Here is a 25,053-nt window from a genome sequence, read left to right as displayed (position 1 = left end):
AGGCCGGGCCAGGCATGAACATGTTTTTTAGGCTTACCGCGTTAGCTGGCCTGCTTGCAATAGCAGGCCAGACCTTCGCAGTAGAAGATATTACGCGTGCTGATCAGATTCCGGTATTAAAGGAAGAGACGCAGCATGCGACGGTGAGTGAGCGCGTAACGTCGCGCTTTACCCGCTCCCATTATCGCCAGTTCGACCTCGATCAGGCATTCTCGGCCAAAATCTTTGACCGCTACCTGAACCTGCTTGATTACAGCCACAATGTGCTGCTGGCAAGCGATGTTGAACAGTTCGCGAAAAAGAAAAATGAGCTGGGCGATGAACTGCGCTCCGGTAAACTTGACGTTTTCTACGATCTTTACAATCTGGCGCAAAAACGCCGTTTTGAACGTTACCAGTACGCCTTATCGGTACTGGAAAAACCGATGGATTTTACCGGCAACGACACTTATAACCTGGACCGCAGCAAAGCGCCCTGGCCGAAAAACGAGGCCGAGTTGAACGCGCTGTGGGACAGCAAAGTCAAATTCGACGAGTTAAGTCTGAAGCTGACAGGAAAAACGGATAAAGAAATTCGTGAAACCCTGACTCGGCGCTACAAATTTGCCATTCGCCGTCTGGCACAAACTAACAGCGAAGATGTGTTCTCGCTGGCAATGACGGCGTTTGCGCGCGAAATTGATCCGCATACCAACTACCTTTCCCCGCGTAATACCGAACAGTTCAATACTGAAATGAGCTTGTCGTTGGAAGGTATTGGAGCGGTGCTGCAAATGGATGATGACTACACCGTTATCAATTCGATGGTGGCAGGTGGTCCGGCAGCGAAGAGTAAAGCTATCAGCGTTGGTGACAAAATTGTCGGTGTTGGTCAAACCGGCAAGCCGATGGTTGACGTGATTGGCTGGCGTCTTGATGATGTCGTCGCCTTAATCAAAGGGCCGAAAGGCAGTAAAGTTCGTTTAGAAATTTTACCTGCCGGTAAAGGGACTAAAACTCGTACGGTAACACTGACGCGTGAACGCATTCGTCTGGAAGACCGCGCAGTTAAAATGTCCGTGAAGACCGTCGGCAAAGAAAAAGTGGGCGTACTGGATATTCCAGGCTTCTATGTTGGCTTGACAGACGATGTCAAAGTTCAGTTGCAGAAGCTGGAAAAACAGAATGTCAGCAGCGTCGTCATCGACCTGCGTAGCAATGGCGGCGGGGCGCTGACCGAGGCAGTATCGCTCTCTGGTTTGTTCATTCCTTCCGGTCCGATTGTTCAGGTCCGTGATAACAATGGTAAAGTCCGCGAGGACAGTGATACCGACGGCCAGGTGTTCTATAAAGGCCCGCTGGTGGTATTGGTTGACCGATTCAGTGCTTCGGCTTCAGAAATCTTTGCCGCCGCGATGCAGGATTACGGTCGCGCGCTGGTTGTGGGCGAACCAACATTCGGCAAAGGCACTGTCCAGCAGTATCGTTCTCTGAATCGTATCTACGATCAGATGTTACGTCCTGAATGGCCGGCGCTGGGGTCAGTGCAGTATACAATCCAGAAATTCTATCGCGTTAACGGTGGCAGTACCCAACGTAAGGGGGTGACGCCTGATATCATCATGCCGACGGGCAATGAAGAGACGGAAACGGGAGAGAAATTCGAAGATAACGCGCTGCCGTGGGATAGCATTGATGCTGCAACCTATGTGAAATCAGGCGATTTATCGGCGTTTGAGCCGGAATTGCTGAAGGAACATAATGCGCGCATCGCGAAGGATCCTGAATTCCAGAACATCATGAAGGATATTGCTCGTTTCAATGCCATGAAGGACAAACGCAATATTGTTTCTCTGAATTACGCTGTGCGTGAGAAAGAGAACAATGAAGATGATGCGATGCGTCTGGCGCGCTTGAACGATCGCTTTAAACGCGAAGGCAAACCGGAGTTAAAGAAACTGGATGATTTGCCAAAAGATTACAAGGAGCCAGATCCGTATCTGGACGAGACAGTGAATATCGCACTCGATCTGGCGAAGCTGGAAAAATCCAGACCAGCGGAACAGCCCGCTCCCGTCAAGTAACATCAATCAGGCACAAGAAATTGTGCCTGATTTTTTAACAGTGGCAAGATGCCGTAAATCAGATGCTACAAAATGTAAAGTTGTGTCTTTCTGGTGACTTACGCTCTATCCAGACTTGAAAATAGTCGCGTAACCCATACGATGTGGGTATCGCATATTGCGTTTTGTTAAACTGAGGTAAAAAGAAAATTATGATGCGAATCGCGCTCTTCCTGCTAACGAACCTGGCCGTCATGGTCGTTTTCGGGCTGGTACTGAGCCTGACAGGGATACAGTCGAGCAGCGTTCAGGGGCTGATGATTATGGCCTTGCTGTTCGGTTTTGGTGGTTCCTTCGTTTCGCTTCTGATGTCCAAATGGATGGCATTACGATCTGTTGGCGGGGAAGTGATCGAGCAACCGCGTAACGAAAGGGAACGTTGGCTGGTCAATACTGTAGCAACCCAGGCCCGTCAGGCGGGGATTGCTATGCCGCAAGTAGCTATCTACCATGCGCCGGATATCAACGCCTTTGCGACAGGTGCTCGTCGTGATGCCTCTCTGGTTGCTGTCAGCACCGGTTTGCTGCAGAACATGAGCCCGGATGAAGCCGAGGCGGTAATTGCCCACGAAATTAGCCACATTGCGAATGGTGACATGGTTACCATGACGCTGATTCAGGGCGTGGTAAACACCTTCGTTATCTTTATTTCACGTATTCTGGCGCAGCTTGCCGCGGGCTTTATGGGCGGTAACCGTGATGAAGGTGAAGAGAGCAACGGTAACCCGCTGATCTACTTTGCGGTTGCGACGGTTCTGGAGCTGGTATTTGGTATTCTGGCGAGCATTATCACCATGTGGTTCTCGCGTCACCGTGAATTCCATGCCGATGCAGGTTCAGCCAAACTGGTTGGTCGTGAGAAAATGATTGCTGCGCTGCAGCGTCTGAAAACCAGCTATGAGCCGCAGGAAGCAACCAGCATGATGGCATTTTGTATCAATGGTAAGTCCAAATCGCTGAGTGAGCTGTTCATGACTCACCCACCGCTGGATAAACGTATTGAAGCCCTGCGTACCGGTGAATACCTGAAGTAATTTGCAGTAAATTATAAAAAAGCGCGTCCTGGTTGACGCGCTTTTTTTTAGCCTTGTGCGCGCGGTTGGGTAATGCGTAAACCACTGACACAGGCGGCGATCACTGCCAGAATAGCCGCAGCCGTCAGCGAGACGTGCGTACCATTATCACCAAACTGATTCAACATCAGCGCCACCAGAGCTGCACCGCTACTCTGACCAAGCAGACGCGCTGTACCCAACATTCCACTGGCGCCACCGCTACGCTCACGCGGGGCGGAGGTAATAATGGTGTGATTATTGGGGGACTGGAATAACCCAAAGCCTGCACCGCATAAGATCATCGGCCAGATGATATTGATATCGGCAGGCGAAGCTGGCAACAGGACCAGAGAAAAAAGTCCCGCGGCCATGATGAACAGCCCTAAAGCACCAAGCAATCCTGCATGGACGCGCTCTATCAAATAACCTGCCAGCGGAGCCATTACCATCGTTGCCAACGGCCACGGGGTCAGGAGCAAACCTGTCTCAACTTCACTACGTCCAAGTACGGTTTGCAGATAAAAAGGCAGGGAAACCATCGCCAGCATTTGCGCGCAGAAAGAACAAATGGAGGTACAAATTGATAGTGTAAACAGCGGAATACGCAGTAAATCCACCGGTAGCAGTGGAACAGGAAGGGAAAGCTGGCGGCGAATAAAGAAAATACCAACAATAATCATTACCGCCAGTTCAGCACCGATCAGCGTCAGTGATTGCCCCTGAGCAAAACCACTCAATGCGGTAATAAGCAGGCCAAATGTCAGCGCATTCATCACGGCGCTGGGCAGGTCAAACCGCGGCTTACTGGCACGAGAACCATTTGGCGGCAGAAAACGCATTGCCAGGAGTAGGGCGATAATACCCAACGGTACGTTAATTAAAAATAACCACTTCCAGGACGCAATTGAAAGGATTGCGGCGGCGATCGTCGGCCCGGCAGCGGAGGAGACGGCGACGATAAAAGAGTTAATTCCCATCCCTCGCCCCAGAAAACGTTGTGGGTAGATTAAGCGGATGAGTGCAGTATTGACGCTCATTAACGCCGCGCCGCCAAAACCTTGTATTACACGCGCCAGGGTTAGCATTTGCAGTGAATCAGAAAGAGCGCAGAACAACGATGAGAGCAGAAAAACCACCAGACCGAATTTATAAATTCGTCGATAGCCAAACATATCGCCCAAAAAAGAGAACGAGAGTAAGGAGATAACAATCGCGATTTGGTAGGCATTCACCACCCAGATGGAACTGGCTGGTGTGGCGTGGAGATCGGTTGCAATGGTTGGCAAGGCGACATTAGCGATAGCGCCGTCGAGAACCGCCATCGAAATACCAATAATAATGGTTAATATTGCGCCGTACCGCTGAGGCAACGGCAGGCCATCGGCCTGAACTTTTGGCATAGGAATTTTATATCTTTTGGTAATAATCAACAGGGGTATGATTTTAGCACTGATATTCACGGTGAATGTCGCAGAATTGTAACTAACCGGCAAAAGATGGATTGCGACCACCCTGGCGCGAAATTATAATAAAAAACAGTTCTAATTTTTATAAAACACTCGCAATGAGGTGATAAATGGCTAACGCAGATCTGGATAAACAACCTGATTCTGTATCTTCTGTACTGAAGGTTTTTGGCATTTTGCAGGCGCTGGGCGAAGAGCGCGAAATAGGGATAACCGAGCTGTCACAGCGCGTCATGATGTCAAAAAGCACCGTTTATCGCTTTTTACAGACCATGAAAACCTTGGGCTATGTCGCGCAGGAAGGGGAGTCGGAGAAATACTCTCTGACCCTGAAATTATTTGAGCTGGGCGCTCGTGCGCTACAAAACGTCGATCTTATTCGCAGTGCTGATATCCAGATGCGTGAGATCTCCCGTTTGACCAAAGAAACCATTCATCTTGGCGCACTGGATGAAGACAGTATCGTTTACATCCACAAAATTGACTCTATGTACAATTTGCGCATGTATTCACGGATTGGCCGTCGTAATCCGCTGTACAGCACTGCGATTGGTAAGGTGCTGCTGGCATGGCGCGATCGCGATGAAGTGAAGCAAATTCTTGAGGGCGTGGAATATAAACGCAGCACCGATCGGACCATCACTAGCACAGAGGCGTTATTACCCGTGTTAGATCAGGTCCGTGAGCAGGGATACGGCGAAGATAACGAAGAACAGGAAGAAGGACTGCGCTGCATCGCCGTTCCGGTGTTTGACCGCTTTGGTGTCGTGATTGCCGGCTTGAGTATTTCCTTCCCGACGCTGCGTTTTTCTGAAGAACGTTTGCAGGAGTATGTGGCTATGTTGCATACGGCAGCGCGCAAAATATCCGCACAAATGGGGTATCACGACTATCCATTCTGATTAAAATAAGAACCTGTCTGCATAAAATTCAGACAGGTTCTTCATTTAGCGTGGATTAAATAATGTTAATAGTGATATCGTTCGGGCAGAAGATGAAAGTACTTTATATCCATTAGTTTTGATGTGGATATTTGTACCGTTATCTATCAATCATTATCGACGACGATATTGCTTTTACGTAGCAGCGGGCAATCTGTAATCCCCAAAAATCCACTTTTAGTATGCAGATATTGCACCGTGCTTGTGCTTCGGGCGGTGAGATATGTGCATTGCAGCCCTAACCCGGCAGCATTTTCCTTGCTTCCAATCAGAACGCCATATCCGCTGAGTAATAATCCTGTCCATACCAGTGCTATCAAGATAATTGTGCGAATGATGAATCGCATTACGACCTCTTCTCTTTTTGTTTGCTTAATCGTAGCGGCAATATGGACTGAAGCAAGCGTATCATTCCGAAAAAGCACGAATATCGACATGGTTAGACGTTGTTTAACTAACGCATGATAGTTTAAAGGCAGAAGATAGGTTAAACGGAGATTGGAGTGAAAAAGTTTCGATGGGTCGTTCTGGTTGCCGCTGTGCTGGCTTTCTTGCTGCTATGGATGCAGGTATTCAACATAATGTGCGATCAGGATGTGCAATTTTTCAGCGGAATTTGTGCCATCAATCAGTTCATCCCATGGTGATATCATTTTTTCATCAGTAGATTTCCTTCCTGCGTAGCAGTGGTAAAATGGCGCCTCTACTTAGAGGTGGTTAAATGAACGAAGTTGTAAATTCAGGCGTGATGAACATTGCGTCTTTGGTTGTATCGGTAGTAGTTCTTATTATTGGGCTCATCTTGTGGTTTTTCATCAACCGTGCCAGTTCCCGGACTAACGAACAGATTGAACTGCTTGAGGCATTGCTGGATCAGCAAAAACGGCAGAATGTACTGTTACGCCGCTTGTGCGAAGCTAACGAACCTGAAAAAGCCGATGAAAAGGTTACTGAGAACCAAAAAACGGGTGAAGATGAAGATATTATTCGTCTGGTAGCAGAACGGTAATCCTTCCTGCAATTTGAGTAACCCTGTGTTGATGGGTTACTCATCTCATCATTCTTACATGCACTATAATGATGCAATTGATTAAAATTAATCCTTTATTGGATTTTGATTATTTTATCTGTTATTTATTCATTTATTTTGACATCAGAAAAAGTTATTTTTTGTACTTGCTGATTGGGATGTTTGCATCGGAATATTGATTAATTACAGCATTGTTTATAAGCGAAACGTTTCTCTTCTCATTTTTTATCATTCATCATTTTTTCTTATTTTACATTATTAATATGCTTTGAGTATGGCATCGGCATTGCATCTATGTATGTTGTTAACTGACTGTTTTATGAGATAAAGTTATATAACACTTTATCATTACATAGTATAAAAAGTGATATCACACACATTGTGGAATTAAATTGTATTTCTGAACTGGAAGATTAGAACTTATTGAACTATGTTAGAAACCACATCAGTTCAGGCATCTGTTTGTACTGGTATGCTTAAGTGTCTCGATATATCGACACGCAGTTCGTTGCATAAATGTGCAAAAAAAGTGGAAGGCGCATCGAGATTTGTGCAGCTGATCGAGACATGTTTAAAAATGGCTTGCCATAATTAACGTTGTATGTGATAACAGCTTTGGGTTAAACGAGGTACAGTTCTGTTTATGTGTGGCATTTTCAGTAAAGAAGTCCTGAGTAAACACGTTGTCGTTGAATACCGCTTCTCTGCCGAACCTTATATTAGTGCCTCAAGCAGTAATGTGTCAGTTTTATCTCTGTAATGCCTGCGGGCGAAGAAAACAATCTAAGGAATTTTTCAAATGGCAAAGATTAAAGGTCAGGTTAAGTGGTTCAACGAGTCTAAAGGTTTTGGCTTCATTACTCCGGCTGATGGCAGCAAAGATGTGTTCGTACACTTCTCCGCTATCCAGGGTAATGGCTTCAAAACTCTGGCCGAAGGCCAGAACGTTGAGTTCGAAATTCAGGACGGCCAGAAAGGTCCGGCAGCTGTTAACGTAACCGCTATCTGATCGAATTCACTGATCTGAAGTGTTAACGCACTTCAATCTCGCTATAAAGCCTCGTCGAAAAAGCGAGGCTTTTTACTTTGTTTAATGCTCCCTTACGATCTTCGAATATTTGCCCGCAGCGCGATTCGCGTTACACTTGCGGCATTTAGTATCCCGCCGGAGTTTTCATGTCGTTTTCCTGTCCACTTTGCCACCAGCCTCTATCTCTTGAAAAAAATAGCTATATCTGTCCGCAGCGGCATCAATTTGATATGGCGAAAGAGGGATATGTCAATCTGCTACCCGTTCAATATAAACGATCCCGCGATCCTGGAGACAGCGCGGAAATGATGCAGGCGCGACGTGCGTTTTTAGATGCCGGTCATTACCAGCCGCTTCGTGATGCGATAGTCGCTCAATTGCGTGGATGTCTTAATGAGCACGCAACAGCGGTACTGGATATTGGCTGTGGGGAAGGGTATTACACTCATGCTTTTGCCGATGCCTTGCCAGTAGTGACAACCTTTGGTCTTGATGTCTCTAAGGTCGCAATTAAAGCTGCGGCGAAACGCTATAAGCAGGTTACCTTTTGTGTCGCTTCCAGCCACCGTCTGCCTTTTGCCGATGCCAGTATGGATGCCATTATTCGCATCTACGCGCCATGTAAAGCAGAAGAGTTAGCGCGTGTCGTCAAACCAGGAGGGTGGGTAATTACCGTTACTCCAGGGCCACGACATTTAATGGAGTTGAAAGGGCTGATTTACGACGAAGTACTTCTGCATGCCCCCCATACTGAACAACTGGAAGGTTTTGCATTACAGCAGAGCGATGAACTGCGGTATCCGATGCGTCTTCGCGGCGATGAAGCTGTTGCATTGTTGCAGATGACGCCGTTTGCCTGGCGTGCGAAGCCTGATGTCTGGCAAACGTTGGCGGCAAAAGAAGTATTCGACTGCCAGACGGACTTTAATATTCACCTCTGGCAGCGAACAAATTAACCGTGGTAGTGCGTCCAGAGGATCTGGACGCCGATGCCGATCAGTACCAGCCCGCCGAGAATTTCCGCTTTTTTCCCAATAATTGAGCCGATAAAGCGCCCAACCATCATCCCTAATGTCGACATAATCAAGGTTGCACAACCAATGGCCAATGCGGTCGCGATAATGTTGACCTGCAGGAAGGCAAGACCTACACCAACAGCCATGGCATCCAGGCTGGTGGCAATCGCGGTGGTTACCAGTAGCCAGAAACCGTGTCGACGGCGCGGTTCTTCATCTTCATCATCTGCGCCACGAAAACCCTCAATAATCATTCGCCCGCCGAGGAATATCAGCAGCACAAACGCAATCCAGTGGTTCCATTCGAGGACAAAGCGGCTGGCTAACATGCCCATACCCCAGCCGATCAGCGGCGTCAGGGTTTCGACGGCACCAAAAATAAGGCCGGTTCGCAACGCTTCAGAAAATTTCGGTTTATGGAGGGTGGCACCTTTACCGATTGATGCAGCAAATGCATCCATCGACATACCAAACGCAAGAAGAACAGTAGCAGTGATATTCATGACAACGTCCTGACCGGGGTATCCATAAAACACATCTTCGCCCCCCGCAAACATGCACACATGAACGACAAGAGGCGCTCATGCAGGCATAGCGATTGATGTGCATATGGTCTCGCCTGACTGAAAATGTTCAGTCCGTACGTGCCACGTTTTGCAACGAGTATGTTGACACGTACATTTCCGGAGTCTGGAAATCGGCTACTCCCCAAATGAGGGCGCAACCTTAACATATTTTGAGAATATAAAACAACTGTTGGAATATATTATTTCATTACTTCATTGATAACGATTTTCATTTAGATTTATATATAAATGAAACGTTAAAATAAATAACAAATGATCGAAGAGATAATATAGCCTAAGCTATGTCTGGTTATTAAAAACACACTTAACATAGCTTTGGCTAAAGATATAACCTATTGAGTTGAAACAAGAAGTTTATAAATCTTTTCCAGATCGTCGATATTTCGAACGCGGATTAACAACCGACGCTGTTCTAATTGCATAACCAGGACACCATCTTCCGATAAGTTCATTGCTTTTATCCGGCTATATTCAATCCAGACATTGGCGAAGAAAAAACCTTTCTGTTTAAAGATGATCTTCGGAACGCGGATCCAGAATATATAAAAACCCATCAGCGCCAGAGCACTTAATAACCAGGTGGTAATTTGTGCGCCATGACTGGTCACATTATTGTAGATAAGAATGACAATCAGCCCGACGAAGATAACGCTGTCGATGCGACCGCGCCGCAGCAAAGGAATTGCCAGCAGGGTGGGGCCATTGCGGCGGGGCATAATGAACTGATCGTATATCGCAAAGGCAAGCAGTGCGGCGATGAACAGAATCAGCACCAGTTCCGTGATTGTCATTAATCCTCCAGATAAAAAAACGGGGCCAAAAGGCCCCGGTAGTGTACAACAGTCTTACAGTCCAAGCAGGCCGCAAGCGTAACCAGCGATACCGATGACGAAGAAGCCAACGATGATCCACAGCGGGTTCACTTTTTTGCGCAGCAGCCACATACAGGCGAAGGTCAGCAGCAGCGGTACCAGGCCCGGCATTAACTGGTCAAGAATGGTCTGTACAGTGGTAACGTGCTCTTTACCCGTCTGGTCAGTGATGCGTGAGACGACCAGCGGGATATTGACATGTGTCCACTTGTTAACCAATGCCCCCATGACAAACAGGCCGAGAATAGACGCCCCTTCCGTCAGTTTTTGCAGGAAGCCGCCGCCCATATCTTTAACGATATCGATGCCCTTGGAGTAACCATATGCTACGCCGTAGTAACGCGTTGCCAGACGTACCAGGTTAAACAGGATAAAGAACAGCAACGGACCTAACAGGCTGCCGCTCATCGCGATACCGGCGCCCAGCGCTGCAAATACGGGACGTACCGTACCCCAGAAGATTGGGTCGCCTACACCTGCCAGCGGACCCATCAGACCTACTTTGATACCGTTGATTGCACCATCGTCGATCTCTGCACCGTTAGCACGCTGTTCTTCCAGCGCCAGGGTTACGCCCAGAATTGGCGCCGCCACGAACGGTTGGGTGTTAAAGAATTCGAGGTGACGTTTAATCGCCTGTTTACGGGCATCGTTATTTTCCGGGTAGAGGCGACGAATTGCCGGCACCATAGAGAAGCAGAAGCCCAGCGCCTGCATACGCTCGAAGTTCCATGAACCCTGGAAAAGGTTAGAACGCAGGAAGACGCCACGAATATCACTCTTAGTGAGTTTTTTCTCAGTGGTAGTTTGAGTTGTATCAACCATTTCGCTCACCTGTTAGTCCAGTTCGTTGTCGAGATCGTTGTTACCAGCAGCCTGAACTGGCGCACCGGCGACACGGTTATATTTCGGGCTCAGCTGAATGTAGAGCACCGCCATAACGGTACCGATGACACCCAGAGCAACCAGGTTAAAGTTGGTGAATGCTGCGGTTACGAAGCCGAGGTAGAAGAAAGGCATCAGGTAGCCAGCACGCATCATGTTGATAACCATCGCATAACCAACTACCACGATCATGCCACCGGCAATGTTCAGACCATTGGTCACCACTTCCGGAATGGCGTTCAGCATGTTTTGAACTTCACTGGTACCAACAGAAAGCGCAACGATAACGGCCGGAATAGCCACACGCATAGCTTGCAGGAACAGAGACGAAACGTGGATCCATGAAATCGCCGTCAGGTTACCGTTTTCAGCTGCTTTATCCGCAGCGTGCTGGAAGGCAACGGTAATAGTACGAACGATAATGGTCAGCACCTGGCCTGCTGCTGCCAGAGGGATTGCCAGCGCGATACCGGCACCGATGCTCTGATGACCAGCAATAACCAGAATGGTAGAAATAATAGAAGCCAGGGCGGCGTCAGGTGCAACAGCGGCACCGATGTTCATCCAACCCAGCGCGATCATTTCAAGGGTACCACCGATAATAATACCGGTTTTCATATCCCCAAGAACGATACCCACCAGGGTACACGCGATTAGCGGACGGTGAAACTGAAATTCATCGAGGATTGATCCCATACCTGCGATACAGGCTACGATAAATACCAGCACAATTTGAAGAGCGGTAATCTCCATTGTACTTCTCCTGTTTACGTAAGACTTAAGTGTGAAAACTGAGTGATAATCAACACAATACGTTACTTATCGATTTTGCTGATCAGATCCATCATTTTCAGTTTCTGGTCGGTGGAAACCTTACGGACTTCCAGCTCGATACCGCGCGCATTCAGTTTCTTGAACGCTTCGATATCTTTTTCATCAACCGAAACCGCGTTATTCACCTGAGTTTTGCCCTGACGGAATGCCATACCACCGACGTTGACTGAGGTGATTTTCACGCCGCCTTCAACGAGACGCTCAACATCTGTCGGGTTGGTAAATAACAGCATCACGCGTTCGCCCGCATATTTCGGGTTGTTGTAGACGCGAATCATTTTGGCGACATCAACTACATGCGCTGTTACGCCGGGAGGTGCAACCTGGGTGAGCAGTGTCTTACGAACGGTATCCGCAGCCACTTCGTCACTAACTACGATGATACGGGAGACATTAGTTTCTTTGGTCCAGCGGGTAGCAACCTGACCGTGAATCAAACGATCGTCGATACGCGCGAGGCCAATTACCATATAGTCGTTTGGTCCCATCGGTTTTGCTGGTGCAGGAGCCGCTTTCGGTGCCGCTGCGGCGGGGGCAGGTGCTGCTTTTTCAACTGGTTTCGCTTTCAGTGCTTTCACACCTTCGCGGCCTGTTTCTAGGGCCAGTGCTACCAGTTCGTCAAAGCTTGGGTCATCATCACGAGCCATTAACGTTTCCACTAACATTGGAATGTTAACGCCTGCGATCACTTCATAATGCTCTTTGTCGACGACAATGCGGCTGGCAGCATTGAACGGACTGCCTCCCCATGTATCAACGAGAAACAGCACGCCTTTAGTGGTGTCGAGTTTTGCCAACTGAGCGTTGTACTTTTCGATTAGCGTTTCGGCATTTTCGCCAGGAACAAAATCGATCCAGCCAACGTTTTCCTGCTCGCCTAACAGCATCTCTGCCGTTTTAAGCAACTGCTCTGCAGCCCAACCATGTGTGCCTATAACAATAGCAATGGTCACTTGCTACCTCCTTATTATTGTTAACATCTCAACGTGCCAGATGTATTTTTGAATCGTCGTCCACAATCGAATCGATTCAGATAAGGGCTACAACCAGAAACCCCCTGTGCCTCGCGATTTATTTTAGATATCGAAAAAAATATTTTATGTGATGAAGATCCGTAAATTAACTTTGAATTGACAAAATTCCGAAAGAGTAAAAATGTTGTCACATTCATTTGCAAAGGAAGGTAAATCTTTGCCAAATCAGAGATCTCTCTGATATGTTTAACTCCCGTTTAACAACCAAGGAGTATAGGGCTGCAGCCCGCAGTATGGATCGTCACCGACGTCACTTCAGCATCAGGCCATATAGCGCCTGCCTTACTGGCATTTTTTGCCGCACCTTTTGTTTGTATTTTCTCGTTTCGCCTGCATTATTTCTGGCGCCGATTAGCTATTCCTTAAGCAGGAGCTTGTCATGGAATTCTTAATGGATCCCTCGATTTGGGCGGGGCTGCTCACGCTTGTCGTCCTTGAAATCGTGCTGGGTATCGATAACCTGGTTTTTATCGCCATCCTTGCCGATAAACTGCCGCCGAAACAACGTGATAAAGCGCGTTTGTTGGGGCTGTCACTGGCGTTGATTATGCGCCTGGGGCTGTTATCGCTGATTTCATGGATGGTCACGCTGACCAAACCACTATTTACCGTAATGGATTTTTCTTTCTCCGGGCGCGATCTGATTATGCTGTTCGGGGGGATATTCTTGCTGTTCAAAGCGACAACCGAGTTGCATGAGCGGCTGGAAAACCGCGATCATGACTCTGGTCACGGTAAAGGTTATGCCAGTTTCTGGGTGGTCGTCACACAGATTGTCATCCTTGACGCTGTCTTCTCGCTGGATGCAGTGATTACTGCCGTAGGGATGGTCAACCATCTACCGGTAATGATGGCTGCGGTAGTGATTGCGATGGCAGTTATGTTGCTGGCATCGAAACCGCTGACGCGATTCGTTAACCAGCATCCAACAGTTGTAGTGCTCTGTTTGAGCTTCCTGTTGATGATTGGTCTGAGTCTCGTAGCTGAAGGTTTTGGTTTCCATATTCCAAAAGGCTACCTGTATGCAGCAATTGGTTTCTCGATCATCATCGAAGTGTTTAACCAGATTGCGCGTCGTAACTTTATTCGTCATCAGTCTACCTTACCGCTGCGTGCGCGTACCGCCGATGCCATTCTGCGTTTGATGGGGGGTAAACGTCAGGCAAGCATTCAACACGATGCCGATAACCCAGTGCCAATTCCGGTTCCAGAAGGTGCCTTTGCCGAAGAAGAGCGTTATATGATTAACGGCGTACTGACTTTGGCGTCACGCTCTCTGCGCGGCATTATGACGCCACGCGGTGAGATCAGTTGGGTAGATGCTAACCTTGGCGTTGATGAAATCCGCCAGCAACTGCTCTCTTCACCGCACAGCCTGTTTCCGGTGTGTCGTGGTGAGCTGGATGAAATCATCGGTATCGTGCGTGCCAAAGAACTGCTGGTGGCACTGGAAGTCGGTGTCGACGTGACGGCAATTGCTTCGGCTTCTCCGGCGATAATCGTTCCGGAAACCCTCGACCCGATCAACCTGCTGGGCGTGTTGCGTCGTGCTCGCGGTAGTTTTGTTATCGTCACCAACGAGTTTGGTGTGGTGCAAGGTCTGGTTACGCCGCTGGATGTACTGGAAGCCATTGCTGGTGAGTTCCCGGATGCAGATGAAACGCCGGAAATTGTTATCGATGGCGACGGTTGGCTGGTAAAAGGTGGTACAGACTTACATGCCTTACAGCAGGCGCTTGATGTTGAGCACCTTACCGATGATGATGATATTGCGACGGTTGCAGGTCTGGTAATTTCGGCAAATGGTCACATTCCTCGCGCAGGCGACGTGATCGATGTTGGACCGCTGCATATCACCATCGTAGAAGCCAATGATTATCGTGTTGATCTGGTTCGCATTGTTAAAGAGCAACCGGCGCACGATGAAGACGAGTAAGCGTTAACGTAACGGTATAATGGGTGTGATGCGCCCATTATGCCGGGTGGGCGGCGGTTGGCTGCCCGCCAGCCATTTCGGGAAATCACGCAGCGGCATGGGTTGCGCGTACAAATACCCTTGTAAAATATGCACGCCATGACGGCGCAAATACTTCGCTTGTTCTTGCGTTTCCACACCTTCTGCCACCAGTTCAATATTCAGTCTTTGCCCCAGCGCGATGATGATATCGGTCACCGTTGAGTTAACCGCGTCAGAACCGATAGCTGCGGTAAATGACTTATCAATTTTCAGCACGTCAGGACGTAACGTTTCCAGCCAGGAAAACGAACTGTTGCCGGTGCCGAAGTCATCAATCGCCAGTTTGACGTTTTTACGATGCAGTTCGCGGGCAATCCGATAATCAACATCCAGTAAGGCATCGCGCTCGGTAATTTCGAGGATTAGTGGCTGAATCGGGTTAGCACTAAACCAGTAACGATTGAGATCTTTTAACAATACGCCACGGCGAAAATGGCTGGGGGCGACGTTAATGCCGATGTGGAACTGGCTGCTCATTGGAAAAACGTGGAGTTGACGGATGGTTTCCATCATCACATAACGGGTAAGTGGCACTATCAGGTGATGTTCTTCCGCAATGGGGATAAAAACATCCGGCGAGATCCATCCCTGACGCGGATTATTCCAGCGCAGCAATATCTCTACACCAATACATTGCTGCGAGCGCGCGTTGAGCAGGGGCTGACAAAATAACTCAAATTCGCGCTGCGCCAGCCCGAGATTTATCTCGCGTGAAAAGCTCATTCTATGGGCCGTGGCCAACCATGCGATGTACCCCACCAGTAAACTCAACAGTACCGCTAGTGGAAACTGGCTGGGAAGATATTGCAACGCCAGGGCTGTCGCACCAGGTCCACTAACGCTGATGATAAAAGGAAAATTCTGCGATGAAACCTGGTAACGTTCATTGCCATTAAGCGGAGGTAAAGAATCAACCAGACCATCATCATAGAGTAAATGGCGATCGGCTACCGTCAGGCTGGCCGTTCTTATTTGCGGTAATTGCGGCTCCAGCAACATTGCCATCAACAGGTCGATGTTGATCATCTCCATCACACCATCTCGACCATTGCCCGGTAAAGGTGTCCACTGAATCAATACCGGGCTGTCTTTAATTAATACGCGGTCGGTAGTTAAGCGTAAAAGGGGCTGCGGCGCGGGTAAATCAGCCTGGATATCTTCAGCAGGAACATTGCGATAACCAAAAATGCTGGAACAATAAAGCGAGCCGTCTTGCACCAGGCCAATTGACCGTACAGTTTGCAGTTTTGCCGCCTGTTTGCGTAAGGGGAGATGGGCGACTGAGCAGGGGAGTCCAATCAGGGGAAGCAGTACGTTGTTACCCGCCTGAAGTGGAAGCAGGACTTTGTCTAATTCCTCAACGGCGTGATTGGCAAAGAGCACTACCCGCTGCTGATTTAAGTTCCGCTGTGAAATAAATCGCACGCTCAGTGTTGCCACAAACGTAAAGAGTGCGCAAATCGTACAAACAATCATTCGATTACGGCGATAGGTTTTAATGATCCGTTGTGCTTTTTGCATGCGGGCCACCCGGTAAGCGTATGGCGACAAACGCCTGACGCAACAGTGGAAGTGTAGTGGGGAAAATTACAGCAGACGAGAAAGCGAGGATAAATTCGCCCATCCGTTGCAGATGGGCGAGGATAAAGTATTAGTCACACTGGACTTTAATCGCCAGACCACCGCGTGAGGTTTCGCGATATTTAGCGTTCATATCCTTTCCTGTTTCGTACATCGTTTCGATGACTTTATCCAGTGAGACGCGTGGTGCACTAGTACGACGCAGAGCCATCCGCGCGGCGTTAATCGCCTTCACTGATGCAATAGCGTTACGTTCAATGCACGGAACCTGAACCTGACCTGCAACCGGGTCGCAAGTCAGACCAAGGTTGTGTTCCATGCCAATTTCCGCCGCCACGCAAACCTGTTCAGGGCTACCGCCCAACAGTTCTGCAAGACCCGCCGCAGCCATTGAACAGGCAACGCCCACTTCGCCCTGGCAACCGACTTCCGCACCGGAAATAGACGCGTTCATTTTGTACAGTGCGCCAATCGCTCCGGCCGCCATAAAGTAGCGGGTATAAATATCAGGGCTGACCGATTCAATAAAGTGGTCATAGTATGCCAGCACTGCCGGAACGATGCCGCAAGCACCGTTAGTCGGTGCAGTTACCACACGCCCCCCCGCTGCGTTTTCTTCGTTAACTGCCAGCGCAAACATGTTTACCCAGTCGATGACATTCATCGGATCGTTAGACAGTTTATCGCTGGAAACCAGCATACGGCGCAGGGCAGACGCACGGCGCGGAACACGCAGCGGGCCAGGCAATACGCCTTCGGTGTTCATGCCGCGATCGATACATGCCTGCATGGTTTGCCAGACATGAGCGAAATACTCGTCGATCTCTTTCTTACTGTGCAGCGCCAGTTCGTTCTGCATTGCCAGACCGGAAAGGGAATAACCGGTTTCATTACAGTATGCCAGCAGCTCGGTGGCGGATTTAAACGGATACGGCACACTGACTTCGTTGGCGGCATCGTGACCAAAATGTTCTTCATCGACGATAAAACCGCCGCCGATGGAATAATAAGTTTTGCTGTAAACAACTGTATCGCCGTTATAGGCGTGGATTTGCATGCCGTTTTCATGCAGCGGCAGGTTACCGTTATGAAAACGCATCCCGTTATCGCGTGGGAAATCCACTTCATGCCGTCCCTGTGCCAGCAGCAGACGTTCGCGCTCTTCTACGTCGCGAATAAAACCGGGAATACTGTCGATATCCACGGTGGCAGGTTCGTTACCTGCAAGACCCATAATAATGGCGATATCGGTGTGGTGGCCTTTACCCGTCAGCGACAGTGAACCATAAACGTCCACGGCAACGCGGGTAACGCTATCCAGTAAGCCTTTTTCGACCAGATCATCGACGAACTGTTTACCCGCCTTCATAGGCCCTACAGTATGGGAAGATGAGGGACCAATCCCCACCTTAAACATGTCGAATAGACTAATCACGATAATACTCCTGACAAGGTGACTGGACTTCCAGTAACGAACTAATAACAGCGCATAGTGTAAGAGGGAACGCGGCGACAGGCTTAACTATTCACATGAATTAAACTAATCAAAAACCGCGATTTAACTAATATTGCGATGATTGTCTCAAGTAGTGTTTTGTAGATGTAAAGATAAGTATAGTCAGGGTTTCACACCAATTTGCAGCGCCAGTTCACGAATTATGCCTGCGGTCATTCCCCATACAAAATACTGTTCGTACCAGGAAAGCCATACCCGATGCGAATCGCCACGGCGGTAGATATCCAAAGGATGATAACGGCCCAAATGTAACGCCTGGGCGAGCGGCATTTCAAATACTGCGGAGACTTCATCTTCACTGGCGCGATACGGTAAATCAGGCGGGATAATGCCAACCACGGGAGTGACCTGGTAGCCCGTAACGCTATCGACAGGGGGTAACACGCCGATAACCTCAACGGCTGAAGGCGGTATGGCGACCTCTTCTTCGGCTTCACGCAGCGCAGCGGCGATAACTGACGCGTCCGTGTCATCGACTGCACCTCCAGGGAATGCGACTTGTCCAGCATGTTTGCGCAGATGAATGGAACGCTGAGTCAGCAGCAAGCCTGGTTGCGGTCGGCGGACAATGGGGATTAACACGGCAGCCTGACGATGATTTAAGGTTTCCCGGTTAATTTGCGGACGCAATAGTTGAAATCGCGATAAAAAATCATCAAGCGTCAGGCCACGGTATTCCACGTCTTACTTCTCCAGTTGCTTCAGGATACGATTAACTTTATCAAAAGTTTCCTGATATTCCGCTTCTTCCTGGCTATCAGCAACGATGCCGCCACCAGCGGAACAGTAAATCTGCCCGTTAACCGCCGTTAGCGTGCGGATGGTGATGCTGGTATCCATATTGCCGCAGAAGCTTAAATAGCCAATGCTGCCGCACCAGGCATTGCGTCGCTGCGGTTCCAGTTCATCAATAATTTCCATTGCCCGCACTTTCGGCGCGCCGGTGATTGAACCACCAGGAAAAGCCGCGCGCAGCAGATCGCTGGCGTGTAACTGTTCTGGTAGTTGCGCCGTTATGGTGCTGACCAGATGATGCACGGCAGGGAAGGGTTCTACTACAAACAGTTCAGGCACTTTTACTGAGCCTGGTACAGCAACGCGACCGATGTCATTGCGCATTAAATCGACAATCATCAGGTTTTCGGCGCGATCTTTCGGTGAGTTCGCCAGTTTTTCAGCTTGTTTGCTATCTTCCTGAGGATCGGACAAGCGTGGGAGCGTGCCTTTAATCGGGCGGGTCTGGAGCTCACCACCATCACAAAGAATAAACCGTTCTGGTGAAAGGCTTAAAATCACACCTTGTTCCAGACGCAGGAAGGCACTGAACGGTGCGCGGTTGGCCTGATTAAGCTGAACGAACGCCTGCCATTCATCGCCAGAATAGGTCGCGTGAAAACGCTGGGCGAGATTCACCTGATAGCAATCGCCGCTGTGCAGATATTCCTGTACCTGGCGAAATTTCTCGCCATACTGCTCGCGGTTCATATTGGATTGCCAGGCGGATGTTAACTGGAAATCTTGCTGTGGTGCTATTTGCTGGCTATCCAGCCACGCCAGACGGGCATTGACATCACGATGGCTGAGTAGCGAAATACGCTGGCGCTGGTGATCGACGATCAGCGCCCAGTCGTAGATACCAACCGCCATATCAGGCAGGTCGATATCTCTCAGCGCCACTTCCGGCAGTGACTCAAAACGGCGGCCCAGATCGTAGCCAAACAGCCCCAGTGCGCCGCCCTGAAATGGCAAATCACCATTATGCGACGGGTGAATGTTTGCTCGGTCCAGTGCCTGCTGGAGCGCTTTGAGCGGATCGTCAGTGGTCGTTGTGCTGATTTCTCCTTCACATACCACGGTTTCATTATCGTGAGTGGTTAAAGTGCAAACGGGGTCAGCCACCACAATATCAAAGCGGCTATGCGGATGGTCGGCATAGCCGGAGTGCAACAACATCGCCCACGGCAGGTGGCTTAAGCGGGAGAAATAAAATTCAGCGGCGTCCTGACGCCAGGGTAAAGTAATCACAGCGGGAGATAACGTCTTCATCAGTCCTGACTCTACTGGCTATGTGCCGGGTAGCATGAAATAATTAGCGCCAACAATTTAGCAGGAGTTAACAATGTTTGCAGGTTTACCTTCACTCACCCATGAACAGCAGCAAAAAGCCGTTGAGCGTATTCAGGAACTGATGGCACAGGGTATGAGCAGTGGTCAGGCCATCGCGCTGGTGGCAGAAGAGTTGCGTGCCAACCATTCCGGTGAGCGGATTGTGGCGCGTTTTGAGGATGAAGACGAGTAACACAAAATGATCCGTATCGATTTCGTCACGGATGACGTCCTGTATCTTGATACGGATAGCCTCATCGGCAGAGATTTTTCCGGCATGAACTTACATCGTGCCATTTTTGACGGTATGTGCCTGGACGGCGCGCGTTATGACAATGGTCCGCTGTGTTGAAACAAAAATCACGGGGCCATATCTGTTGGTTAATTTTGGCTGTGTTTATGATGACGAGAAAAAAGGACGCTTTTTTGAGGTCAATGAAAGCGTCCGGATTGATTTTTAAAGCTGGAGTTTTAACTCACACAAGGGCTTTAAGTTCTTCCTGCATATAAGACGAGAAGTATTCAGGGTTTTTAATCACCACGCGTTCGCCAGAATCCATCTTTTTTGCCCATCCCACCATTTTTTCCGTGAATCCAGGATTCCAGCCTTCCTGTTCAGCTCGCGCAGTAATATCGGCGGTACTCGCGGGGACTCCCAGGTCATGCAAATATTTAAATATTCCTTTCGCCGTACTTTCATTCATCGAGCTTGGTGTTGATGCTGATACATCCATGGCACTAATGAAATCCAGGGCTTTATCTATTGCAGCAGGCATATTCTTGTCCTTAAATTAACCACGTTTTCGATAAGGCTATATATGACATTAAATTGCATCTAATATCAAAGGGATTATAACGATATCTCATTAGTTAACCTGTTGACATTCAGGTATTTTAAAGGTAGCAGGTCATGGCGGGTTTTCTAGTGATATGGCAAAAAATTAACGGTAAATCGCCGCGCTCCAGCCAGATTGTTAAGGGCAGAAAAGTCAGAGTAAACGGCTCGGGGAGTTAACAGAATGGTTTAATTTGGGTGATTAATATCATTTTTGTATAGATGCAGTTGAAATCATAAAAATAAGTTACCTGACGGATTTCATTATTTATCTAAAGTATCCTCTTAAACACTGGCCGATTTGTTTATAACCGACCAGTATTTTCGAACAATTATCGTCTGATTTTTACTTTGATAGAATTCTTTTTCAGGAATTAAACCGCAGCGATAATCTTAATTTCAACCTTGTACTGCGGATTCATCAGCCCCGCCTGCACCGTGCAGCGCACCGGCGCGTGACCCGCTACAACCCAGGCATCCCATGCTTTATTCATTGCCGCAAAGTCGTTTTTATCGGCAAGGAAAATGGTGGCATCCAGAATGCTCGATTTATTGCTGCCCTGTTTTTCCAGCACGGCGTCAATTTGCGCCAGCGTGTTGGCGGTTTGTTCAAAAGCATCGGCATCGAGGTTTTCTGGTACGCCAGTGTAGTAGAGCGTGTTGTTGTGGATCACCACATCAGACCAGCGGGCTTCAGCGTCGATACGAACGATAGTCATCATTATGTCCTCATTAACTTTCCATTTTTGTGCTGCAAAGACTGCCACAATGTGAGGTTGCCGTCACCACTTCAACTGGCGAAAACCAGCCTGGCCTGACATAATCCCTGTTCAAATCAACAGGGGGTAGTGTGACGGACGATTTTGCACCAGACGGTCAACTGGCGAAAGCGATACCAGGCTTTAAGCCGCGTGAACCACAGCGACAGATGGCAGTCGCTGTGACCCAGGCGATTGAAAAAAGCCAGCCGCTGGTGGTGGAAGCGGGAACCGGTACGGGTAAAACCTATGCCTACCTTGCTCCTGCACTGCGGGCGAAAAAGAAAGTCATAATTTCAACTGGCTCAAAAGCGTTGCAGGATCAGCTCTACAGCCGCGATTTGCCGACGGTGGCAAAGGCGCTGAAATACACTGGCAACGTGGCGTTGCTGAAAGGGCGCTCAAACTACCTCTGCCTCGAACGACTGGAACAGCAGGCACTGGCGGGCGGAGATTTGCCAGTACAAACCTTAAGCGATGTGATCCTCCTGCGTTCATGGTCAAATCAGACGGTAGATGGCGATATCAGCACCTGCGTTAGCGTGGCGGAAGACTCGCAGGCGTGGCCGCTGGTCACCAGCACCAACGACAACTGTCTTGGCAGCGACTGCCCGATGTATAAAGATTGCTTTGTGGTCAAAGCGCGTAAAAAAGCGATGGATGCTGATGTGGTTGTGGTGAACCATCATCTGTTTCTGGCGGATATGGTGGTTAAAGAAAGTGGATTTGGCGAGTTGATCCCGGAAGCAGACGTGATGATCTTCGACGAAGCCCACCAGCTGCCGGACATTGCCAGCCAGTACTTTGGACAGTCGCTCTCCAGCCGACAACTGCTCGATCTGGCAAAAGACATCACCATCGCCTATCGCACCGAATTAAAAGACACTCAACAGTTACAAAAATGCGCCGACCGTCTTGCCCAGAGCGCGCAGGATTTTCGTCTGCAACTCGGCGAGCCAGGTTATCGCGGTAATCTGCGCGAACTGTTAGCCAACCCACAAATTCAGCGGGCGTTTTTACTGCTCGATGACACCCTTGAACTCTGTTACGACGTGGCGAAACTGTCTTTGGGGCGTTCCGCCTTGCTGGATGCGGCATTTGAACGCGCCACGTTATATCGTACACGTCTGAAGCGGCTGAAAGAGATCAACCAACCAGGCTACAGCTACTGGTACGAATGCACTTCGCGCCATTTTACTTTGGCGCTCACGCCGCTTAGCGTGGCGGATAAATTTAAAGAGCTAATGGCGCAAAAGCCCGGAAGCTGGATCTTTACCTCGGCAACGTTGTCGGTGAATGACGATCTGCATCATTTCACCTCGCGGCTTGGCATCGAACAGGCCGAGTCGTTGCTGTTGCCAAGCCCCTTTGATTACAGCCGCCAGGCGTTACTCTGTGTGCCGCGCAACCTGCCGCAAACCAACCAGCCAGGTTCTGCTCGCCAGTTAGCGGCAATGCTGCGACCGATCATCGAAGCCAACAACGGTCGTTGCTTTATGCTTTGTACCTCGCACGCCATGATGCGCGATCTGGCCGAGCAGTTCCGCGCTACCATGACGCTTCCCGTTTTGTTGCAGGGAGAAACCAGCAAAGGCCAACTGTTGCAGCAGTTTGTCAGTGCCGGTAACGCGCTTCTTGTGGCAACCAGCAGCTTCTGGGAAGGGGTGGACGTTCGTGGCGATACATTGTCATTGGTGATTATCGACAAATTGCCGTTTACCTCGCCGGATGATCCACTGTTAAAAGCGCGCATGGAAGATTGCCGTTTGCGTGGTGGTGACCCGTTCGATGAAGTGCAACTACCAGATGCCGTCATTACTCTCAAACAGGGAGTAGGGCGACTGATTCGCGACGCCGACGATCGCGGCGTGCTGGTGATTTGCGACAATCGGTTGGTGATGCGCCCTTATGGCGCCACTTTCCTTGCCAGCCTGCCGCCCGCGCCGCGTACCCGTGATATTGCCCGTGCGGTTCGTTTCCTTGCGATACCATCCTCCAGGTAATTTGTGATGGAGTATGGTATGATGCGCGCCTTTTTATTGATCTAAGCACGAAGACCCATGCGAATTCTGGCTATCGATACCGCGACAGAGGCCTGCTCTGTCGCCCTGTGGAACGACGGTACTGTCAATGCTCATTTCGAGCTTTGCCCACGTGAACATACTCAACGAATCTTACCGATGGTGCAGGATATCCTGACCGCCAGCGGAACCTCCCTGACTGACATTAACGCTCTGGCTTACGGGCGCGGCCCCGGTAGTTTCACCGGCGTACGCATCGGTATTGGCATCGCGCAAGGACTGGCACTTGGTGCGGAGCTACCGATGATTGGCGTCTCCACGCTAATGACGATGGCGCAAGGGGCGTGGCGCAAAAACGGCGCAACCCGCGTGCTGGCAGCCATTGACGCGCGAATGGGCGAAGTTTACTGGGCCGAATATCAGCGTGATGAAAACGGTGTCTGGCATGGTGAAGAAACCGAAGCCGTACTCAAACCAGAACTCGTTCATGAACGGATGCAACAGCTTTCCGGTGAATGGGCGACCGTGGGTACAGGCTGGCAAGCCTGGCCGGATCTCGGTAAAGAGAGCGGTCTGGTTTTGCGCGATGGCGAAGTGTTACTGCCCGCTGCAGAAGATATGCTGCCGATTGCCTGTCAGATGTTTGCCGAGGGTAAAACGGTGGCAGTGGAACATGCCGAGCCGGTTTATTTGCGTAACAACGTCGCATGGAAGAAACTTCCGGGCAAAGAATGAATCTTAAGAGTATGCCCTGAGAAAAAAGGAGTCGCATCATGGCGGTTCAAAACAATGTTATCAAAGGCATACTGGCAGGTACGTTTGCGCTAATACTGAGCGGTTGTGTCACTGTGCCGGACGCCATTAAAGGCAGTAGCCCAACGCCGCAACAAGATTTAGTTCGGGTGATGAGTGCGCCGCAGCTGTACGTTGGTCAGGAAGCGCGATTTGGCGGTAAAGTGGTTGCGGTGCAAAACCAGCAAGGGAAAACCCGCCTGGAAATTGCCACTGTACCACTCGACAGCGGAGCAAGGCCGACGCTGGGAGAACCGTCGCGTGGGCGCATTTATGCCGATGTGAATGGTTTTCTTGATCCGGTCGATTTCCGAGGACAGCTGGTGACAGTTGTCGGGCCAATCACCGGTACGGTTGACGGAAAAATCGGCAACACGCCATATAAATTTATGGTAATGCAGGCAACGGGTTACAAACGTTGGCATTTAACCCAGCAGGTGATTATGCCGCCACAGCCGATTGATCCCTGGTTTTATGGTGGGCGAGGCTGGCCCTATGGCTACGGCGGATGGGGCTGGTATAATCCCGGCCCCGCGAGAGTACAAACAGTTGTAACTGAATAATTGCTTGTTTTT

28 protein-coding genes are annotated in these 25,053 nt (G+C 49.4%); 15 read left to right on the top strand and 13 right to left on the bottom strand.

Annotation, left to right across the window (positions count from 1 at the left end; genetic code table 11):
• Positions 1–14: 14 nt before the first annotated feature.
• Complete coding sequence (prc, locus tag D9734_RS14720; RefSeq protein WP_130208453.1) at positions 15–2,063, top strand: carboxy terminal-processing peptidase; 2,049 nt, start codon at positions 15–17, stop codon at positions 2,061–2,063.
• Between the two features lie 191 nt (positions 2,064–2,254).
• Positions 2,255–3,136 (top strand): protease HtpX, encoded by an 882-nt coding sequence (htpX, locus tag D9734_RS14715; protein WP_000984517.1) that lies wholly within the window; start codon positions 2,255–2,257, stop codon positions 3,134–3,136.
• Between the two features lie 47 nt (positions 3,137–3,183).
• On the opposite strand, the gene D9734_RS14710 is transcribed toward htpX, so the two are convergent.
• Positions 3,184–4,557 (bottom strand): MFS transporter, encoded by a 1,374-nt coding sequence (locus D9734_RS14710; RefSeq protein WP_130208451.1) that lies wholly within the window; start codon positions 4,555–4,557, stop codon positions 3,184–3,186.
• A 176-nt stretch (positions 4,558–4,733) separates the two neighbouring features.
• Here D9734_RS14710 and kdgR point away from each other — a divergent pair, with 176 nt between their 5' ends.
• On the top strand, positions 4,734–5,525 hold the full coding sequence (gene kdgR / locus D9734_RS14705) for a DNA-binding transcriptional regulator KdgR (protein WP_096849880.1): 792 nt from the start codon (positions 4,734–4,736) through the stop codon (positions 5,523–5,525).
• Positions 5,526–5,671: 146 nt separating this feature from the next.
• Here the strand turns inward: kdgR and D9734_RS14700 are convergent, their stop codons facing one another.
• The gene (locus tag D9734_RS14700) at positions 5,672–5,911 is read right to left on the bottom strand and encodes a YobH family protein (RefSeq protein ID WP_130208729.1); all 240 of its coding nucleotides are present in this window, start codon (positions 5,909–5,911) and stop codon (positions 5,672–5,674) included.
• A 156-nt stretch (positions 5,912–6,067) separates the two neighbouring features.
• Here D9734_RS14700 and mgrB point away from each other — a divergent pair, with 156 nt between their 5' ends.
• The 5 genes from mgrB to rlmA all read left to right on the top strand — a co-directional run bounded on the left by mgrB (position 6,068) and on the right by rlmA (position 8,580).
• The gene (mgrB, locus tag D9734_RS14695; protein WP_130208449.1) at positions 6,068–6,211 is read left to right on the top strand and encodes a PhoP/PhoQ regulator MgrB; all 144 of its coding nucleotides are present in this window, start codon (positions 6,068–6,070) and stop codon (positions 6,209–6,211) included.
• Between the two features lie 74 nt (positions 6,212–6,285).
• On the top strand, positions 6,286–6,573 hold the full coding sequence (locus D9734_RS14690; protein ID WP_130208447.1) for a YebO family protein: 288 nt from the start codon (positions 6,286–6,288) through the stop codon (positions 6,571–6,573).
• Positions 6,574–7,237: 664 nt separating this feature from the next.
• Positions 7,238–7,354, top strand: a complete 117-nt coding sequence (locus D9734_RS14685; RefSeq protein ID WP_064529246.1) for a DUF2627 domain-containing protein — start codon at positions 7,238–7,240, stop codon at positions 7,352–7,354.
• Between the two features lie 39 nt (positions 7,355–7,393).
• Positions 7,394–7,603, top strand: coding sequence for a transcription antiterminator/RNA stability regulator CspE (gene cspE / locus D9734_RS14680; protein ID WP_001062678.1), 210 nt, complete (start codon positions 7,394–7,396; stop codon positions 7,601–7,603).
• A 167-nt stretch (positions 7,604–7,770) separates the two neighbouring features.
• Positions 7,771–8,580: a 23S rRNA (guanine(745)-N(1))-methyltransferase gene (gene rlmA / locus D9734_RS14675; protein ID WP_130208445.1), complete on the top strand. Its 810-nt coding sequence runs from the start codon at positions 7,771–7,773 to the stop codon at positions 8,578–8,580.
• On the opposite strand, the gene mntP is transcribed toward rlmA, so the two are convergent.
• From mntP to manX, 5 genes are all read right to left on the bottom strand, one after another.
• The gene (gene mntP / locus D9734_RS14670) at positions 8,577–9,143 is read right to left on the bottom strand and encodes a manganese efflux pump MntP (protein WP_001353153.1); all 567 of its coding nucleotides are present in this window, start codon (positions 9,141–9,143) and stop codon (positions 8,577–8,579) included. The genes rlmA and mntP overlap by 4 nt on opposite strands.
• Positions 9,144–9,559: 416 nt before the next feature.
• Positions 9,560–10,018 carry a DUF986 family protein gene (locus D9734_RS14665; RefSeq protein ID WP_130208443.1) on the bottom strand — a complete coding sequence of 153 codons (459 nt, stop codon included), beginning with the start codon at positions 10,016–10,018 and terminating at the stop codon, positions 9,560–9,562.
• A gap of 54 nt (positions 10,019–10,072) precedes the next feature.
• Complete coding sequence (manZ, locus tag D9734_RS14660; RefSeq protein ID WP_130208438.1) at positions 10,073–10,924, bottom strand: PTS mannose transporter subunit IID; 852 nt, start codon at positions 10,922–10,924, stop codon at positions 10,073–10,075.
• 12 nt (positions 10,925–10,936) lie between these two features.
• Positions 10,937–11,737, bottom strand: coding sequence for a PTS mannose transporter subunit IIC (gene manY, locus D9734_RS14655; RefSeq protein ID WP_064529241.1), 801 nt, complete (start codon positions 11,735–11,737; stop codon positions 10,937–10,939).
• Positions 11,738–11,799: 62 nt separating this feature from the next.
• Positions 11,800–12,771, bottom strand: coding sequence for a PTS mannose transporter subunit IIAB (manX, locus tag D9734_RS14650; protein ID WP_130208436.1), 972 nt, complete (start codon positions 12,769–12,771; stop codon positions 11,800–11,802).
• A gap of 314 nt (positions 12,772–13,085) precedes the next feature.
• Here manX and D9734_RS23745 point away from each other — a divergent pair, with 314 nt between their 5' ends.
• Positions 13,086–13,244 (top strand): hypothetical protein, encoded by a 159-nt coding sequence (locus D9734_RS23745; RefSeq protein WP_276319693.1) that lies wholly within the window; start codon positions 13,086–13,088, stop codon positions 13,242–13,244.
• Positions 13,232–14,788: a CNNM family cation transport protein YoaE gene (yoaE, locus tag D9734_RS14645; protein WP_130208434.1), complete on the top strand. Its 1,557-nt coding sequence runs from the start codon at positions 13,232–13,234 to the stop codon at positions 14,786–14,788. Before D9734_RS23745 ends, yoaE begins: the two co-directional genes overlap by 13 nt.
• Before the next feature lie 3 nt (positions 14,789–14,791).
• On the opposite strand, the gene D9734_RS14640 is transcribed toward yoaE, so the two are convergent.
• The 4 genes from D9734_RS14640 to pabB form a co-directional block, all read right to left on the bottom strand.
• Complete coding sequence (locus tag D9734_RS14640) at positions 14,792–16,390, bottom strand: cyclic diguanylate phosphodiesterase (RefSeq protein ID WP_130208432.1); 1,599 nt, start codon at positions 16,388–16,390, stop codon at positions 14,792–14,794.
• A gap of 130 nt (positions 16,391–16,520) precedes the next feature.
• On the bottom strand, positions 16,521–17,885 hold the full coding sequence (gene sdaA, locus D9734_RS14635) for an L-serine ammonia-lyase (protein ID WP_130208430.1): 1,365 nt from the start codon (positions 17,883–17,885) through the stop codon (positions 16,521–16,523).
• Positions 17,886–18,068: 183 nt separating this feature from the next.
• Positions 18,069–18,647 (bottom strand): CoA pyrophosphatase, encoded by a 579-nt coding sequence (locus D9734_RS14630; RefSeq protein ID WP_064529235.1) that lies wholly within the window; start codon positions 18,645–18,647, stop codon positions 18,069–18,071.
• 3 nt (positions 18,648–18,650) lie between these two features.
• Complete coding sequence (pabB, locus tag D9734_RS14625; protein ID WP_130208428.1) at positions 18,651–20,012, bottom strand: aminodeoxychorismate synthase component 1; 1,362 nt, start codon at positions 20,010–20,012, stop codon at positions 18,651–18,653.
• Between the two features lie 73 nt (positions 20,013–20,085).
• On the opposite strand from pabB, the gene D9734_RS14620 reads away from it, so the two are divergent.
• Entirely contained in the window at positions 20,086–20,265 is a 180-nt protein-coding gene (locus D9734_RS14620) for a YoaH family protein (protein ID WP_000457334.1), read from the top strand.
• Positions 20,266–20,271: 6 nt separating this feature from the next.
• Entirely contained in the window at positions 20,272–20,424 is a 153-nt protein-coding gene (locus tag D9734_RS14615) for a hypothetical protein (protein WP_240780543.1), read from the top strand.
• Between the two features lie 124 nt (positions 20,425–20,548).
• Here D9734_RS14615 and D9734_RS14610 read toward each other — a convergent pair whose 3' ends face one another.
• Together D9734_RS14610 and D9734_RS14605 are read right to left on the bottom strand one after the other, a co-directional pair.
• Positions 20,549–20,848, bottom strand: a complete 300-nt coding sequence (locus tag D9734_RS14610; protein ID WP_130208426.1) for a DUF1889 family protein — start codon at positions 20,846–20,848, stop codon at positions 20,549–20,551.
• Between the two features lie 433 nt (positions 20,849–21,281).
• Positions 21,282–21,626, bottom strand: a complete 345-nt coding sequence (locus D9734_RS14605) for a RidA family protein (RefSeq protein WP_010376144.1) — start codon at positions 21,624–21,626, stop codon at positions 21,282–21,284.
• 131 nt (positions 21,627–21,757) lie between these two features.
• Between D9734_RS14605 and D9734_RS14600 the strand changes: the two genes are divergently transcribed.
• From D9734_RS14600 to yeaY, 3 genes are read left to right on the top strand one after another with little or no spacing between them, the layout of a single operon-like run.
• Positions 21,758–23,668, top strand: a complete 1,911-nt coding sequence (locus tag D9734_RS14600) for an ATP-dependent DNA helicase (protein WP_130208424.1) — start codon at positions 21,758–21,760, stop codon at positions 23,666–23,668.
• Between the two features lie 57 nt (positions 23,669–23,725).
• Entirely contained in the window at positions 23,726–24,421 is a 696-nt protein-coding gene (gene tsaB / locus D9734_RS14595; protein ID WP_130208422.1) for a tRNA (adenosine(37)-N6)-threonylcarbamoyltransferase complex dimerization subunit type 1 TsaB, read from the top strand.
• A gap of 38 nt (positions 24,422–24,459) precedes the next feature.
• Positions 24,460–25,041 carry a Slp family lipoprotein YeaY gene (gene yeaY, locus D9734_RS14590; protein WP_130208420.1) on the top strand — a complete coding sequence of 194 codons (582 nt, stop codon included), beginning with the start codon at positions 24,460–24,462 and terminating at the stop codon, positions 25,039–25,041.
• Positions 25,042–25,053 lie beyond the last annotated feature (12 nt).

This window comes from Escherichia sp. E14S1 (assembly GCF_004211995.1).
Lineage (GTDB): Bacteria > Pseudomonadota > Gammaproteobacteria > Enterobacterales > Enterobacteriaceae > Escherichia.
Note: the sequence above shows the minus strand (reverse complement) of the source record. Positions and strands in the feature narration are given on the sequence as shown.

What these genes read in the sequence shown, in the direction of transcription:
- D9734_RS14615 (WP_240780543.1), top strand. Translation starts at nt 20,272, where the DNA reads ATGATCCGTATCGATTTCGTCACGGATGACGTCCTGTATCTTGATACG.
- prc (WP_130208453.1), top strand. Translation starts at nt 15, where the DNA reads ATGAACATGTTTTTTAGGCTTACCGCGTTAGCTGGCCTGCTTGCAATA.
- rlmA (WP_130208445.1), top strand. Translation starts at nt 7,771, where the DNA reads ATGTCGTTTTCCTGTCCACTTTGCCACCAGCCTCTATCTCTTGAAAAA.
- kdgR (WP_096849880.1), top strand. Translation starts at nt 4,734, where the DNA reads ATGGCTAACGCAGATCTGGATAAACAACCTGATTCTGTATCTTCTGTA.
- D9734_RS14710 (WP_130208451.1), bottom strand. Translation starts at nt 4,557, where the DNA reads ATGCCAAAAGTTCAGGCCGATGGCCTGCCGTTGCCTCAGCGGTACGGC.
- cspE (WP_001062678.1), top strand. Translation starts at nt 7,394, where the DNA reads ATGGCAAAGATTAAAGGTCAGGTTAAGTGGTTCAACGAGTCTAAAGGT.
- D9734_RS14610 (WP_130208426.1), bottom strand. Translation starts at nt 20,848, where the DNA reads ATGCCTGCTGCAATAGATAAAGCCCTGGATTTCATTAGTGCCATGGAT.
- D9734_RS14620 (WP_000457334.1), top strand. Translation starts at nt 20,086, where the DNA reads ATGTTTGCAGGTTTACCTTCACTCACCCATGAACAGCAGCAAAAAGCC.
- D9734_RS14690 (WP_130208447.1), top strand. Translation starts at nt 6,286, where the DNA reads ATGAACGAAGTTGTAAATTCAGGCGTGATGAACATTGCGTCTTTGGTT.
- D9734_RS14605 (WP_010376144.1), bottom strand. Translation starts at nt 21,626, where the DNA reads ATGACTATCGTTCGTATCGACGCTGAAGCCCGCTGGTCTGATGTGGTG.
- mntP (WP_001353153.1), bottom strand. Translation starts at nt 9,143, where the DNA reads ATGAATATCACTGCTACTGTTCTTCTTGCGTTTGGTATGTCGATGGAT.
- manZ (WP_130208438.1), bottom strand. Translation starts at nt 10,924, where the DNA reads ATGGTTGATACAACTCAAACTACCACTGAGAAAAAACTCACTAAGAGT.
- D9734_RS14640 (WP_130208432.1), bottom strand. Translation starts at nt 16,390, where the DNA reads ATGCAAAAAGCACAACGGATCATTAAAACCTATCGCCGTAATCGAATG.
- tsaB (WP_130208422.1), top strand. Translation starts at nt 23,726, where the DNA reads ATGCGAATTCTGGCTATCGATACCGCGACAGAGGCCTGCTCTGTCGCC.
- yoaE (WP_130208434.1), top strand. Translation starts at nt 13,232, where the DNA reads ATGGAATTCTTAATGGATCCCTCGATTTGGGCGGGGCTGCTCACGCTT.
- htpX (WP_000984517.1), top strand. Translation starts at nt 2,255, where the DNA reads ATGATGCGAATCGCGCTCTTCCTGCTAACGAACCTGGCCGTCATGGTC.
- manY (WP_064529241.1), bottom strand. Translation starts at nt 11,737, where the DNA reads ATGGAGATTACCGCTCTTCAAATTGTGCTGGTATTTATCGTAGCCTGT.
- D9734_RS14665 (WP_130208443.1), bottom strand. Translation starts at nt 10,018, where the DNA reads ATGACAATCACGGAACTGGTGCTGATTCTGTTCATCGCCGCACTGCTT.
- D9734_RS14700 (WP_130208729.1), bottom strand. Translation starts at nt 5,911, where the DNA reads ATGCGATTCATCATTCGCACAATTATCTTGATAGCACTGGTATGGACA.
- D9734_RS14685 (WP_064529246.1), top strand. Translation starts at nt 7,238, where the DNA reads ATGTGTGGCATTTTCAGTAAAGAAGTCCTGAGTAAACACGTTGTCGTT.
- pabB (WP_130208428.1), bottom strand. Translation starts at nt 20,012, where the DNA reads ATGAAGACGTTATCTCCCGCTGTGATTACTTTACCCTGGCGTCAGGAC.
- yeaY (WP_130208420.1), top strand. Translation starts at nt 24,460, where the DNA reads ATGGCGGTTCAAAACAATGTTATCAAAGGCATACTGGCAGGTACGTTT.
- D9734_RS23745 (WP_276319693.1), top strand. Translation starts at nt 13,086, where the DNA reads ATGGATCGTCACCGACGTCACTTCAGCATCAGGCCATATAGCGCCTGC.